Source organism: Streptomyces sp. CNZ287 (assembly GCF_007827615.1).
Genome location: NZ_VISV01000015.1, coordinates 70,144 through 83,966 on the forward strand (window position 1 = coordinate 70,144; position 13,823 = coordinate 83,966).

The window sequence follows — 13,823 nt, forward strand, 5'->3', positions numbered from 1 at the left end:
AAGGGGGCGGGCCGGCGTGCGGATCATGATCGCGGATGATGAAGCGGCCATCCGTGAGTCGCTGGAGCGGGTGCTCCAGGTCGAGGGTTACGACACCAGCACCGTCGCCAACGGTTTCGCCGTGCTCGACGGGGTCGTTGGGGCCGACGGCGACACCCTGGATCTGCTGATCCTCGACGTGATGATGCCCCGCCTCGGCGGGTTGGAGACCTGCCGGCGGTTGCGGGCCGCGGGTCGGGATCTGCCGGTGCTGATGCTGACCGCCCGTGACCAGGTCTCCGACCGGGTCACAGGGCTGGACGCGGGCGCCGACGACTACCTGCCCAAGCCGTTCGCCACCGAGGAGTTGCTGGCCCGGGTGCGGGCCCTGCTGCGCCGGCGCACGCCGACCGACGGGGAGTCGCAGATCCTGTCGTTCGCCGACGTCCGGCTCGATCCCGACAGGTTCGAGGCGTGGCGGGGCGAGCGGCCGCTGCGCCTGACCCGGACCGAGTTCTCCCTCCTGCACCTCTTCATGAGCAACGCGACCCGGGTCTTGACCCGCGACGCGCTGTTCGAGGCGATCTGGGGCTTCGACATGAGCGCCACCGCCAACAACCTCCAGGTATACGTGAGCTACCTGCGCCGCAAGATGGAGGCCGAGGGTGAACCGCGATTGATCTACACGCTGCGCGGCCTGGGATACACGTTGCGGGAGACTCCTCCGTGAGCAGGCCCGCCGGCCGGGAACCGCGCCGGCTGACCCGATGGTGGCGGCGGCGGTCTCTGCGGAGCAGGCTGACGGTGATCGCGGCGACGGCCATCGCGGTCAGCGTGTTCGTGGCCTTCCAGGTGGCCAGCGAGCTACTGGCCTGGGAGCTGCAGGACACCGCGGAGGATCAGCTACGCGCCGACTCCCGCGTCCTGGCGACGAACGCTGAGCGCGCCGGTCTGGCGCAGGTCCAGCTACCGCCGTATCCCGGATCCGGTCGGCTGGTGCGGGTCATCCTGCCCGACGGCTCGATCCGGACGCCGGCCGGCCAACCCGCGCTGCCCCCGGTCAGCGAGCGCGCCGGGCGCGTGGCGCAGGGCGCGTCGGCCGACCTGATGGAGTCGGGCGACAGCGAGGAGGACGGCTACCTCATCTACACGCTGCGGGCGGGCGACGGCGCGGTCCAGGTGGTCCGCGTCACCGACGACGAACCGATCAACGAGTTCGGGTTGGGCATGCTGCTGATCGGGCTGCTCTGCGTGGTCGGCGGCGCCCTTGTCGGGCGGACCGTGGCGCGGACCGGGCTGGCACCGATCGACCGGCTGACCGCCGCCGCGGTACGTGTCGCGCACACCCGGGATCTCGACACCGACATCCCGGATGAGGGCGGTGGGGAGATCCGGCGGCTGATCCAGTCGATCAACGACATGCTCGCCGCGCTCCGGGACTCCCGGCGGGCCCAGCGGCTGCTCGCCGAGGACGCCGCCCACGAGCTCAAGACCCCGCTCACCAGCCTGCGTCTCAACGTCGAGCTGCTGATCCGGCTCGATCGGCGCGGCACCCTGGACAGCGCACTGCCGGCGGAGAGCCGGACCCGGCTGCTCAACGATCTCGGCGCGCAGGTGGCCGAGTTGAGCACCCTAGCCGCCGAGCTGACCGACCTGGCGCGCGGTGACGTCAGCGACGAGAGCACCGAGGTGCTCGACTTCGCCAACGTGGTGGTGGCCGCCGCGACCCGCGCGCGTTCCCGCGTGCCGGACATCGAGGTCGCGCTCGACGTGACCTCCGTGTGGGTGAGCGGGCGTCCCGCTGCGCTCGAGCGGGCGGTGCTCAACCTCATCGACAACGCCGGCAAGTGGTCCCCCGCGGACCAGCCGGTCCAGGTCCTGCTCCGTGCCCAGGGCGCGTCGGCGGTGCTTGAGGTCAACGACGCCGGGCCAGGCATCGACGCCGCCGACGTACCGCGGGTGTTCGACCGGTTTTACCGTGCCGACAGCGCCCGGGCGCTGCCGGGATCCGGTCTGGGGCTGTCGATCGTGCAGCGGGTCGTCGACGCCCACGGCGGCCGGGCCACCATCGCCCGCTCCGCACGCGGTGGCGCGCTGCTTCGGGTCGACCTTCCGGCCGCGGCCCCGCCCGCGATCACGCGGCTCACCTCCGGGGATGACACCGCGGTGCGCTGACCCGCCCCGGCGGCACGGCGCAGGACACGGGAGGGCGGCCCTCGGGCATGGCCCCGCGCGGCTCACCACCGGGGCAGGACACCGCGGTGCGCCGACCCCAGCCCGGCGCGTGGCGCAGGACCAAAGGGCGGCGACCGTCGGCCCATGAAAAGAATCCGGGACGGACCTGGGGCCCGTCCCGGATCTCGTCCGTGCCGCTGCGCTCACCGTTGCAGCGCGGGCTCCTTGTCGTCGGCGAGCGACTGTTGACCGTCCGGCGGCTCCGCCGCTGGACGGGACAGTCGGCTCGGCCACCAGATCCGCCGGCCGACCAGCAGGGTGAGGGCGGGCACCAGCACCGACCGCACCAGCAGGGCGTCGAGCAGCACGCCGAAGGTGACCAGGAACCCGACCTCGATCAGCATCACCAGGGGAAGTGAGGTGAGGACCGCGAACGTGGCCGCCAGGACAAGGCCGGCCGAGGTGATGACGCCACCGGTGGCGGAGAGGGCTTTGAGCATGCCCGCTCTGGTGCCGAGACGCACGGTCTCCTCCCGGGCCCGGCTGGCCAGGAAGATGTTGTAGTCGACGCCGAGCGCCACCAGGAACAGGAATGCCAGCAGCGGCACCGAATAGTCGACACCCTTGAACCCGAGGATCGTGTCGAAGACGAACACGCTACCGCCGAAGGCTGCGGCGAATGAGACGATCACGGTGGCCATCAGGACCAGCGGGGCCAGGATCGCGCGCAGCAGCAGCCCGAGGATGATCAGGACGACGGCGAGCACCAGCGGGATGACCAGCTTCTCATCGCGCTTGGTGGTCACCTCGGTGTCGAGGTTCTCCGCACTCGGCCCGCCGACGATCGCCTCCGCCCCGCTCACCGCGTGCACGGCGGTGCGCACCCGCTTGATCGTGTCGTACTCCGCGGCGGTGTCCGGCGCGTCCTTCGGGAACGCGGAGATGTTGGCCCATCCCTTGCTGGTCTGCTCCGGGATGGCCAGGGCCACACCGCGAGTGTCCTTGACGATGTCGAGCACCCGCTCCTGCTGCGCCGGCCGCGTGAAGATCGTCATCGGCTGGCCGCCAAGCTCCGGGAAGTGCTGGCGGAGAACGGTGAAGCCGGTGACCGAATCCGGCGCGGACAGGAACTGGTCCTGCTCCCGCAGGGCGCCGGTGTTGCCCGCCAGCCCGAGGGCGAGCACGCCGAGGACTCCGAGCGAGCCGAGCGTCGCCACCCACCGGCGGCGGCTGATGGCGGTGCCGAGCCGTCCCCACAGCCCCGGCTTCTCCTCCACGGCCGTGCTGAACCGCGGGATGGCCGGCCAGAAGATCCGCCTGCCGAGCACCACGAGCACCGCCGGGAACAGCGTCAGCATGGCCACCAGTGCGCACAGGATGCCGGCCGCGCCGATCGGGCCCAACCCGCTGGTGCTGTTCAGGTCCGCGACGAGCAGGCAGAGCAGGCCGGCGACCACGGTGGCCGCGGACGCGACGATGGCCGGCGCTGCGCCGCGTAGCGCGTGGACCATCGCGACCCGGACGTTCTCGTGGTGGTGCAGTGCCTCCCGATATCGGGCGATGAGCAAGAGCGCGTAGTCCGTGCCGACGCCGAATACGAGGATCGTCAGCAGCGCCGAGTTCTGGTCGTTGACCACGATGCCGAAGCCCTTGACGAGTAGGTAGACGGTCGCCATCGCGGTCAGTGCGGCCGCGCCCACGGCCACGAGCGGGATGAGCCACAACACCGGGCTGCGGTAGGTGAGGATGAGCAGGAGCGTGACGACGACGATGGTGGTGAGGAGGACCTGCAGGTCGATGCCGTCGAAGACGGCTTCCATGTCGCCGTCGATCGCACCCGGGCCGGTCACGTCGAGTTCCAGGCCGGAGGGGCGGTCCTTCGCGGCGTCACGCAACGGGCCGACGACGTCCTCCGGTGGGCCGTAGGTCGTGCTCACCTCAAGGCTGAACATCATCGCCTTGCCGTCAGTGGAGGGGCTCGTGGGTGAGCCCTCGTCGTCCTCGCCGGCCGCCGCCGTCGCCTTCGGGGGGTACCGCTTGGCAAGGGTGTTGTAGTGGCGCTCGACCGTCGCGCGGTCGGCGTCGGTCATGCCGCCGGCGCGGTGGTACACGAAGACGAACGTGTTGCTGTCACCGCCGGGGAGACTGTCGTCCAACGCCGCCACCTTGGTGGACTCGGCACTGGCCGGCAGGGTGTCTACGGCGCTGTCGGTGGTGACCGAGCTCAACTTTCCGCTCAGCGGCACCATGACCACCGCCAGCGCCACCCACAAGCCAATTACCAACCACGGCACCCACCGGCCCGCCAACCGGCCGGGCGGCGCTTCCCCGGACGGCGCTGCGTTGACTGCCATCACTGGCCTCCTACATACGGGTTGCATCGCCTATCTGGATGCCTGCTTGCTACCGAGCGAACCTGAGACGACTGTTAATACGCTGCTCAGGCCGGTTGGCCGAACCATGTGCCCAGCGCACGCACCAGCGTGGTGGTGTCGAGGTCCTGCCCGGTGGGCAAGGCCCGGGCGACACAGCCGTCGGGCCGGATGGGCAACGCGTCGACGTCCACCCGGCCCGTGCGGGCGGTGACGGTGCTGCCCCGTCCGCTCCACGCGGCCGCGGCGTCTCGGGCCTCCGCGCGGTCGACGAGGTCGAGCAGGGGCCCCCGCCCCTCACGCAGCAGGTCCGCCGACCGGTTCACCGCGGTGAGGACGTCCGGGTCGGGCCGCTCCAGCGTCAACTTCATGTCCGGGCACAGGGTGCCGACGAACCGGTGACCGTCACCCAGGTCGTACCGGGCGTCCATGCCGGCGAGCAGGTCGGCGACGTACCGGTGGGCGTCGTCGAGCAGGTCGGAGAACATCTCCCACAGCGCCCTCGTCTGCGGGCCGGGTCGCATCAGGGCCTCTGTCGGGCTGGTACGGCTGCCGAGGCCCTCGATCAAGGAGTACGCCCTGGCCTGTCCCCGGGCGGGCGACCGCCGAAGCACGGCGAGGAGTCCCGCTTCGCCAACCCCGAGACCTGGCCCGAGGCGGCGATCACCGCCCTCACTGACACCACCAACTACGGCAAGGCCGAAGCCCAGGCGTGGGACCGGGTCCACCCGAGGTCCTGGCAGGGCGCGCCGGTCGGCCCATCGCGCCCGCGCCCGCTGCCATCGGTTCGGAGGCGGAGGCCCTGTCGGCGGCGGGGGCGCAGGCGGTGCAGACACACGATCACGGTGGGGGACGTATCGCCCGCCTGGCAGGCGCACGGCAGCCTCCACAACGGCACCTTGCATGACGTCTCTGCTGGAGCGCCGGGCCTCGGTGTACGCGCCGACGAGTGGAACGGTTGTCCTGCGCCACCGGACCTTGAGCTCGTGCCATCGCAGGTTGAGTGACCCGTCAGTCCCACGAATTGAAGATCGCCGCGCCAGGAGTCGCGGGCTGCCAGTGCTTGATCTGGCGCCACTCCGCCGCCTTGGACAGAGCTGAAGTGTCTGCGTCCTCCAGCGAGGACAGGAGTTCCGCCGCAGTCGTCGAGCATCCGTCCGGCCTCTCCATCGCGACGATTGCGGACGGGTTCTAACGTTCGTCTCAGGTTCGCTCGGTAGGAAGTAGGCATCCAGATAAGCGATGCAACCCGTATGCAGGAGGCTGGTGATGGCAGTCGACGCAGCGCCGTCCGGGGAAGCGCCGCCCGGGCGGTTGAAGTTCGGGACGGCCACCAGGGCGACAGTGTTCCCTGTCGCCGCCCGCGGGTCGCACGCCGACAACAGTGCGGGGCCCACCGCGGCCGGCCCGCACAGCGCGCACGCGGGCGGGTCGTCAGTTCCACCCCAGCCGCTGCGCGTCGGCGAGCGGTTCCTCGACCTGAGGATGGCCCACCCCTAGACACCCGCGCCGCCGGAGGGTGGCGGCTCGGACGGGTACCGGTGCCAGGTGATCGATCCGGGCCTGACCACGACGGCGTTCCTGACCGGGACCCAATTCGCACCGGAGAACGTTGTCATCGCGCACCACGCCGTCGTGTACGCGGTGCCGTCGGGCGGCGCTGCCGTGGTGCGCGAGCAGGACGCGAAGACCCGTGGTCTCGGCTGGCTGGCAGTGTTTCGGCGGGACCGGCGTGGCCGGCGTCGAGGTCGAAGGGGGGCGCGGCGTGGGTGGACACCTGGGCGCGCCTGGCAACGACGAAGGGTCGATCTGAAGCATCTCGCAGACGGATGCCGTACGGATACCGCACCACACAAACACCTGAGGAGAGACTGACATGAAGTCTATGGGACGTCGCGGCTTTCTAGCCGCTTCCACGGCACTTGGCGCTGGTGCCGGCTTGTCCGCGTATGCCGCCGTTTCGGCAGCGGACGGGAACAAGACTGCGGACAAGACTGCGGACATTGCATTGCGAGACCGGGACCTGCCCTTCATCGGCACGGAGGAGACCTTTTCGACTCCCACGTTGTTGAAGCTGAACTCCATCAATCAGGATCACATAGCGTTCCTTGAGGAAATTGGCCTTTCGGATCTAGGTCAACGCCGCATCGGCGATATGGATGCGGGGGGACTCAACGTTCAAATCCTCTCTGCTCATACACCCTCCGTGCAAAATGTCCCTGAGCAAAGGGGCATCGACCTTGCCTATCGTCTTAACCGGCAACTTGTAGACGGGCCAATCGCTAAATATCCGGGCCGCTTCAAGGCTTTCGCCACCTTGCCCTTGCAGAGCCCGGAGGCGGCGGCGGACGAACTGGAACGCTCGGTTCGGGAAGATGGCTTCTTGGGCGCACTGACCAACGGACACATCGCGAAGAAGTATCTCGATCATCCCGATTTCGAGCCTGTGCTGGCACGTGCCGTTGCTCTCGATGTGCCGATCTACCTGCATCCCGGCTATCCAGCTGACGAGGTCTTCAAGATCTACTACAGCACCACACGGTCTGAATACACGGAAGACTACCAAGACTACATTCTCAGTGGGTCTGGATATGGCTGGCACCAGGAGGTGCTGACCCAATGCATTCGGATGATCACGTACGGGGTCTTCGACAGATTCCCCAAACTGAAAATCATCATCGGCCACATGGGCGAAGGTCTTCCCTTCTACTACGAGCGGATCGTCAATGACATGGGCGAGCCAACAGAAGACTCGCTCGAGAAGCCCATCGGGCAATACTTCCAGGACAACTTCTGGGTCACAACCAGCGCATTCCCCCAGACCGAACTGCTCCATCTCCTGCTGAATTACATAAGCGTGGATCGAGTGATGTTCGCAACCGACTACCCGTTCGCGGACATAAAGGAGCAGACCGACTGGTTCCGCGGAGTCGATTTGCCACGCGAAGACAAGGAAAAGATTGCGTTCCGAAATGCAGAGAAACTGTTCGGAATGAAAGTGCCCGTGAAGTGATACGCCAGCGTCGGCCGTAGTGAAAGAATGCTTTGCTGTGAGGCGAGAGTACGGCCGAAGTATGCGATGCGCGGCTGCCGCATCACGCGGTCCTCATGCAACGGCTCTGCTGGTTGATGGCTGCCGCTCGCCTCATCGGGGAAGCTTCGCGGTGCGTTCGGGGTGAGCCGCAGTCAAGTACCGCATTGCGGTCTGCGAGGAGATACCGAACAGGCGCATCAGGTGCAGCGGGTCGTCGACCTCGAGTGCCTCGTCGCGGATCCGGTCCTGCCGTAGCGTCTGCATCGTGAGTACGGTGGGCCGGAAGACGGCGGTGAACGTGGTCCGATGGGCGAGTGAGTGGTGTCTACCGCGGTCCATCGGTTGATCAGCAGATGCGGGTTGGTGGTCACTGGCCAGCGGCGGTGACGTTCGCGGAGCCACGCGGAGGCGCAGCGGTAGGTGAGTTCGTCCAGGTAGATGATGTGCCGTTTCCCGGGGCGCCGGACGATGAGGCGCTCACGGGACAGGTCGAGGTCGGTGAGCAGCAGGTGGCGGATGTCGGTGCCGCTGAGCGCATGGACGCAGACCAGCACCATCACGAAGCGCTGGAAGTCGTTCTGCGCATGGCTGAGGACGTCGGCCAGTCGGTCTGAGGGCACGGAAGGCGGGATCTTGTTGATCCCGGCGAAGACGAGGCCGCGGGTGGGATCGCGGAAGGTCACGCCCTCTTGCCGAAGGGCCCGGAAGACATTCCGCAGGACGATGTGGATTGAGCGGGCCGGCGTCCCCTTGCGGGTGGCGATGGCCCTTCTGACGTCGTCACGGGTGATCTCGCGCAGGCTCTCGGCGCCGTCCGCGAGCCAATCCTTGAGGATCGGGTCGAGGACATGCCGGTAGCGGGCATCCCGCTCGCGCTCCACAGCGGGATCGCCTGGGAGCACCTGCCGGAGGAACTCGGTGCCGGCTCCGGCGTGACCTGCTGACGCCGATTGGTCAAGTGGTCCGAGTGGGGCCGACGCGGGAGTGTGGCACCGGCTGTACGAGGTCCTCCTCGCCGAGCCGCGGTCGACGGCTCTCCCGCCCCCGCGTTGAAGGGCGAGCCAAGACCGGACGAAGTCTCGTCGGCCAGGGCAGGACGGGCAGCAAGCGTCACCCGACGCGCCGGCGCCATATCGGCGGCTTTCAGGTGGGGAGTCAAGGTGACCAGGTCTGTCCCACCCCCGAGCGCAGGGTAGGGAAGTTCGACGAGCCTCATCAGCCCCGGGTGGCCGATGGCCGCGTGGACGGTGTGGTCGCTACCCGGCGGGCCACCTCGGGGCGAACGTGCGGCACCGCGGAGTGGGGGCGTGCGTCGAGGGCGGTGAGGAAATCGGCCACCTCTTCGCCGGGCACGCCGGTCGTGAAGTAGGCCGACCACTCGGCCGGGCCGCTGGTGTCCCTGCGGGCGGCGCGCGGCGTTCGCAGTCCACTCCCGGAGCAACCACCTGTGTTGCCTCCTCACACCGATGATCCGCGCGCGGTCCCGTTCGTCCAGCGGCGATCGGGTTTCAGCCGGTCGTGACCACGAACCGGCTCCCGCCGCCGCGCGACCGGATCTCAGTGGCGGCTCGGCCGGGCGAGTGACGGCGGGACGTCCACTCGCCGTTCGCGGCACCCGGGCCTGCGCCTGCGCCGGCCCTCGTGCATGGGCGAGCGGCCGTGGTGCCGCGGCGGTGGAGTCCGGTGCCGCGGCCCGAGAGGGCGCCGGGGCGGAGCTGCGGCTCGAACCGCTCGGCATGGTGCCTCCCCGGCTGTTGCGTTCAGCCGGCCGGCCTCGTCGTCGGCTATCCTCATTCAGGATCAAACTCACAAAATACGCGTCCGCGCTCCGGCTCCTCAGGAGGTGCGTGGCCCGCTCCCCCGGGCGTAACCGGACGTGGCAGCAACACACCCGCCATGAACGGAAGTCCGCGTCATGGGGCTCGGCGGGAGCAACGGGCGCTCGGGGCCGGAAAGGTGAGCGACGCACATGACGAGCCACTGGATCGAAACCGCACCCGGAGAACCACGACCGCCGCTGCGTGAATGCGTCGCCGTGGACCTCGCCGTGGTCGGCGCCGGTGTCGTGGGCCTCTCCACCGCGTGGGAGGCGGCCGCCGCCGGCCTGTCCGTCGCCGTGGTGGAGGCCAGCCGGATCGCCGCAGGGGTGACCGGCCACACCACTGCGAAGCTGTCGGCGCTGCACAGCGAGGCGTACCGGAACGTACGGCGCGCGCACGGCCGCACCGCCGCCCGGCACTTCGCCGAGTCGCAGGCCGACGCGGTCCGCCGGGTGGCCGACCTCAGCGCGGAGCTGGGGATCGACTGCGAGCTGGAGCGGGCGCCCGCTTTCACGTACGCGCAGAGCAACGAGAGCCTGCCCGAGGTGCGGGAGGAGGCCGAGGCGGCGGCCGAGGCCGGGCTGGCCGTGGAACTGGTCGACGGCGACGGAACAACGGGACCGCCGTTCCCGGTGCGGGCCGCGGTCCGGCTCGACGACCAGATCCAGTTCCACCCCCGCAAGTACCTCCTTGGGCTGGCAGACGACCTGGCGGCCAGGGGCGGGCTGGTCTTCGAGGGCTCCCGGGTCACTTCGGTCTCCGCGGCCGACCCGTGCGTCCTGACCACGGCCGACGGCACCCGGCTGCAGGCGCGCGACGTCGTCGTCGCCACCCACTACCCGATCCTCGACCGCGCCCTGCTCTTCGCCAGGCTCAGGCCGCGGCGCGAGTTGGTCGTCACCCGCGTCATCCCGGAGGCCGACGACCCAGGCGGCATGTACCTCACGCAGGAGCAGCGCACGCGCTCGGCACGCACCGCCCCGTACGGTCCGGGCCGGCGACTGCTGATCGTCACCGGCGAGAAATTCACGCCGGGCGCACGGGACGTACGGGCGCGGCTGGAGCGGCTGAACCGATGGACGGACGAGTACTTCCCGGGCACCGAGCCGGCGGCCGGCTGGGCCGCCCAGGACAACTGGACCGGCGACCACGTTCCCTTCGTCGGCCGTCTGCACCCGGGCGCGCGTCACCTGTACGTGGCGACCGGCTTCGCCGGGTGGGGCATCAGCGGCGGCGTCATGGCCGGCCGGCTGCTCACCGGGCTGCTCACCGGCGACGAGCCGCCCTGGGCCGGGCTGTACGACCCGCGTCGGCTGCACCCCTTGCGCGAGGGCCCGCACCTGCTCGGCAACCAGGCCCACGTGGCCCGGCGCTTCGCCGGCGACCGGCTCTCGGGCGCCACGGCGGCCTCCGCCGACGACGTGCCGCGCGGCGGCGGCGCCGTCGTCCGCCACGGCACGGGCCACGTCGCCGTCCACCGCGACGCGGACGGCAAGCTGCACCGCGTCCGGGCCCGTTGCACCCACCTGGGCTGCCTCGTGCGCTTCAACGACGCGGAGACGACGTGGGAGTGCCCGTGCCACGGATCGCGCTTCGACGTCGACGGGCACGTACTGCAGGGGCCCGCCACCCGTCCGCTGCGGCCCACCGGACGCGAGGAGTCACGCGAAGAGGCGTGACGCCCGCCGCGCCGCCGCCACGGCTAGGGGTGCCGGCGGGCGGGAGAACCCGAGCGGTGGCGCGGCCTGAGACGGCGTCAGAGGGCGGCGTTGCTGTCCCTGTTCTCTTCGCGGAACGGGGACGATGCCGACGACGGCGAAGGCCATCGTGGAGTACGCGGCCGCCATCGAGGTGCCGAGGCCCTGGACGAGCGCATCGATGACGGCCGGGGTAGTGCCGCCGAAGACCGCGACGGAGAATTTGTAGCCGATGGAGAGAGCCGTACCGGATGTCCGTGGGGGAGAGTGCGGGCAGCGTCACCGACATGGTGCCCTGGAGGCAGATCAGGCTGCCGCCGAGCAGCAGCATGCCGCCGAGGACGGCGACGGCGGAGCCCTCGCGGAGCAGGAGGTAGGCGGGGGCCGTCACCACGACGAAGCCGACCATGTCGGCCATCAGCAGCGGCTTGCGGCCGACGCGGTCGTTCAGCCGCCCGACGGTGGTGACGACGGCGATCACCGCGACCATGGTGACGATGACGACGCCGAGTCGCTGGGTCCTGGGCCAGTCCAGGGCCTCGGTGAGATGTATCGGCATATAGGTGAAGCACCATGTCGTTGGCCCCGTTGGACGCGGCCACCACCGCGATGCACGGCAGGAGGGCCCGCCACTGCCCCGCCACGATCTGCTTGAGGGCGAGCAACTCAGCGGCGCGCCATGGCGCTACGAAGCCCGAGGCGGAGGGCCGGCGCAATGGCAAGGCCCGGCACTCCCTGGCGAGGATGAAGAGGTCCCGGACGGCTAGCGGATCGAAGCGGGCGGAGGAGTCGGCCAACTGCCGTGTCCGCCAGATGGCGCAACGCCTCGTGTGAGCGGAGAAGCGACGGGGCACCTGATGTGCATGCGTGTCGCGATTACCGGGGCGAGCCGGACCATCGGTTCCGTCGTCGTGCAAGGTCTGCGTGTCGAGGACGCCTACGGCCTCGCATGCCTGGCCCGGCGGCGGTCCGAGGGCCCCGACAGCCGTGGCGTCGACTGGCGCTCGGTGGACTTCAGCACCGTGGCTTGCCAGGACACGCTCGTCGGGGCGTCCACGGGCGCGGTCGTTCACTCGGCTTGGGGCTTTCAGCTGCCCCACGACCGCGCCTGCCTCACCGAACTCGGAATCGGCGGTATCCGCCGGATGCTCAGGGCCGTCGCCGAGACCGGCGTCCCCCACCTGGTCCACAAGTCCTCGTTCGGCGCCAGCTCTCCCAAGAAGGACAACCGTGGGGTCGAGCAGTCCTGGCCCGCCAAGGGCATGCCCAGCTCCTGGCACAGCCGGCATAAGCCGGCAGCCGAACGCCTCCTCGACCAGCACGCGGCCTCCGGCACCGGCGCGCTCGTCACCCGACCGTGGCCGGGGTTCGCCGGGCAGGGTGGCGCCGGCCTGCTCCCCGCTCTGGTATGCAGTGTCCGCCCTCGTACTCAGCAGGATGCCCGGCCTGCTGCCGGCCCTGCTGAGGGACCGAGGGCTGACTACCGCAACGGTTCACCCGACGATGTCGCCGTGGCGCTCCGCCAGCGCGTGGCGGATCCCTTCCATCTCACCGCCGATACGCCCGTGAGCGCGGCGGTCATCGCGGACGCGCTCGGTGCCAGGCCGGTGCACGTGCCCTTGGCGGCGGTCCGCGCCGTCATGCCGGCTGCTTGGCATGCGCGCCTGCAGCAGTTCGAGACCGGGTGGCCGGGTATGGCCTTTCGGACGGCCCGGACGCGCCTGCCGGGATGGTCGGGGGCATGAGGGAGGCCACGTCCGGCGGGGCGCCCGTGTTGCAGCCGCGCACCCGGCTTGGCGCGCTTGGCGACGCCACCCGCCGGGGTCCGGTGGCGGTGCGGCGACTCCAGTGACCACCGATGCCGCTCCGGCACGCCCCGGACCGTCGCCCGTGCTTGCGCTGCTCGCCGCAGCCCACGGCGGGCCCGCCCTGGCGGTCACCGCCGTCACGGCCCTGCTCGCGGTCCGCGCGGACCTGCAGCCGCTCGACGCCGTCGTCGTCACCGGAGCGGTGTTCACTGGTCAGTTGACGATCGGCTGGGGCAACGACCTGCGTGATCTCTCTCGCGACCGTGTTGTCGGCCGCACCGACAAGCCGCTGGCCACCGGCGCCCTCCCGGTCGGCTGGGTGGTGCGTGCCGTGGTCACCGCCGCGCTCGCGTGTCTCGTACTGTCCATGCTCTGCGGTTGGCGCAGTGCGCTGGTCAACGTCGTCCTCGGCACCGGTGCGGGCCACGTCTACAACCTCGGGCTCAAGGCCACCTCGTGGTCCTGGGTACCGTACGTCAGCGGCTTCGGGACGCTACCGTCGATCGTCACCCTCGCCGGCCCCACCCCGGTCTGGGCACCGCTGTGGATGATCGGTGCCGGGGCCGCGCTCGGCGTCGGGGCACATCTGCTCAACGCCCTGCCCGACCTCGCCGACGACGCACGCACCGGCGTCCGCAGCCTGCCCCACCGGCTCGGCGGACGGCGCTCGCGCGTCCTGGCCGCGGTGCTGCTGCCGGCAGCCTCGCTGCTCGCCGTGCTCGGTCCCGCCGGTACCCCCTCGTGGTGGGCAGGGGTGTCCCTCGCTCCGGTGGCCGTCCTCGCGGTGTTCACGCTGGTCGCCCGGGGGCGCACCCCCTTCCGGGCCGCGTTGGCCATCGCCCTGCTCGACGTCGTGCTGCTCGTGGCCGGCTGATGGCGTCAGCACCCGCTCACCCACACCGTCGAGCTCGGCCTCGGCCGGGCGCTCGTCGTACCCA

At 70.2% G+C, this 13,823-nt stretch carries 12 protein-coding genes and 1 pseudogene; 8 read left to right on the top strand and 5 right to left on the bottom strand.

Annotation, left to right across the window (positions count from 1 at the left end):
- The first annotated feature begins 16 nt into the window (after positions 1 to 16).
- Positions 17 to 709 (top strand): response regulator transcription factor, encoded by a 693-nt coding sequence (locus tag FB457_RS24670; protein ID WP_047019387.1) that lies wholly within the window; start codon positions 17 to 19, stop codon positions 707 to 709.
- Positions 706 to 2,154: a HAMP domain-containing sensor histidine kinase gene (locus FB457_RS24675; protein WP_047019386.1), complete on the top strand. Its 1,449-nt coding sequence runs from the start codon at positions 706 to 708 to the stop codon at positions 2,152 to 2,154. The genes FB457_RS24670 and FB457_RS24675 overlap by 4 nt, the downstream gene beginning before the upstream one ends.
- A 203-nt stretch (positions 2,155 to 2,357) precedes the next feature.
- Here FB457_RS24675 and FB457_RS24680 read toward each other — a convergent pair whose 3' ends face one another.
- Positions 2,358 to 4,508, bottom strand: coding sequence for an MMPL family transporter (locus FB457_RS24680; RefSeq protein ID WP_145783330.1), 2,151 nt, complete (start codon positions 4,506 to 4,508; stop codon positions 2,358 to 2,360).
- 86 nt (positions 4,509 to 4,594) lie between these two features.
- Complete coding sequence (locus tag FB457_RS24685) at positions 4,595 to 5,050, bottom strand: aromatic-ring hydroxylase C-terminal domain-containing protein (RefSeq protein ID WP_164492613.1); 456 nt, start codon at positions 5,048 to 5,050, stop codon at positions 4,595 to 4,597.
- Here FB457_RS24685 and FB457_RS36395 point away from each other — a divergent pair.
- Positions 5,043 to 5,260, top strand: a pseudogene (locus FB457_RS36395) (NF041680 family putative transposase); the annotation flags it as partial. The gene FB457_RS24685 and the pseudogene FB457_RS36395 sit on opposite strands and share 8 nt — an antisense overlap.
- Positions 5,261 to 5,537: 277 nt before the next feature.
- On the opposite strand, the gene FB457_RS35385 reads toward FB457_RS36395, so the two are convergent.
- The gene (locus FB457_RS35385; RefSeq protein WP_164492612.1) at positions 5,538 to 5,696 is read right to left on the bottom strand and encodes a hypothetical protein; all 159 of its coding nucleotides are present in this window, start codon (positions 5,694 to 5,696) and stop codon (positions 5,538 to 5,540) included.
- Between the two features lie 99 nt (positions 5,697 to 5,795).
- On the opposite strand from FB457_RS35385, the gene FB457_RS24695 reads away from it, so the two are divergent.
- Positions 5,796 to 6,026: a hypothetical protein gene (locus FB457_RS24695; protein ID WP_052770572.1), complete on the top strand. Its 231-nt coding sequence runs from the start codon at positions 5,796 to 5,798 to the stop codon at positions 6,024 to 6,026.
- A gap of 376 nt (positions 6,027 to 6,402) precedes the next feature.
- Positions 6,403 to 7,539: an amidohydrolase family protein gene (locus FB457_RS24700; protein ID WP_145783332.1), complete on the top strand. Its 1,137-nt coding sequence runs from the start codon at positions 6,403 to 6,405 to the stop codon at positions 7,537 to 7,539.
- Positions 7,540 to 7,757: 218 nt separating this feature from the next.
- On the opposite strand, the gene FB457_RS35390 is transcribed toward FB457_RS24700, so the two are convergent.
- Both FB457_RS35390 and FB457_RS24715 read right to left on the bottom strand, forming a co-directional pair.
- On the bottom strand, positions 7,758 to 8,441 hold the full coding sequence (locus FB457_RS35390; RefSeq protein ID WP_186462042.1) for a site-specific integrase: 684 nt from the start codon (positions 8,439 to 8,441) through the stop codon (positions 7,758 to 7,760).
- A gap of 334 nt (positions 8,442 to 8,775) precedes the next feature.
- On the bottom strand, positions 8,776 to 8,985 hold the full coding sequence (locus FB457_RS24715; protein ID WP_145783409.1) for a DUF317 domain-containing protein: 210 nt from the start codon (positions 8,983 to 8,985) through the stop codon (positions 8,776 to 8,778).
- Between the two features lie 544 nt (positions 8,986 to 9,529).
- Here FB457_RS24715 and FB457_RS24720 point away from each other — a divergent pair.
- The 3 genes from FB457_RS24720 (at position 9,530) to FB457_RS24735 (ending at position 13,759) form a co-directional block, all read left to right on the top strand.
- Entirely contained in the window at positions 9,530 to 11,059 is a 1,530-nt protein-coding gene (locus FB457_RS24720; protein WP_145783335.1) for an FAD-dependent oxidoreductase, read from the top strand.
- 881 nt (positions 11,060 to 11,940) lie between these two features.
- Positions 11,941 to 12,822: an NAD-dependent epimerase/dehydratase family protein gene (locus FB457_RS24730; RefSeq protein WP_486589124.1), complete on the top strand. Its 882-nt coding sequence runs from the start codon at positions 11,941 to 11,943 to the stop codon at positions 12,820 to 12,822.
- A 103-nt stretch (positions 12,823 to 12,925) separates the two neighbouring features.
- Positions 12,926 to 13,759, top strand: a complete 834-nt coding sequence (locus FB457_RS24735) for a UbiA family prenyltransferase (protein WP_052770569.1) — start codon at positions 12,926 to 12,928, stop codon at positions 13,757 to 13,759.
- Positions 13,760 to 13,823: the final 64 nt, after the last annotated feature.

Bases quoted from the DNA above. Each gene is read 5' to 3' on its own strand.
- FB457_RS24680 (WP_145783330.1), bottom strand. From the start codon at position 4,508: ATGGCAGTCAACGCAGCGCCGTCCGGGGAAGCGCCGCCCGGCCGGTTG.
- FB457_RS24685 (WP_164492613.1), bottom strand. From the start codon at position 5,050: ATGCGACCCGGCCCGCAGACGAGGGCGCTGTGGGAGATGTTCTCCGAC.
- FB457_RS35385 (WP_164492612.1), bottom strand. From the start codon at position 5,696: ATGGAGAGGCCGGACGGATGCTCGACGACTGCGGCGGAACTCCTGTCC.
- FB457_RS24695 (WP_052770572.1), top strand. From the start codon at position 5,796: ATGGCAGTCGACGCAGCGCCGTCCGGGGAAGCGCCGCCCGGGCGGTTG.
- FB457_RS24700 (WP_145783332.1), top strand. From the start codon at position 6,403: ATGAAGTCTATGGGACGTCGCGGCTTTCTAGCCGCTTCCACGGCACTT.
- FB457_RS24720 (WP_145783335.1), top strand. From the start codon at position 9,530: ATGACGAGCCACTGGATCGAAACCGCACCCGGAGAACCACGACCGCCG.
- FB457_RS24730 (WP_486589124.1), top strand. From the start codon at position 11,941: ATGCGTGTCGCGATTACCGGGGCGAGCCGGACCATCGGTTCCGTCGTC.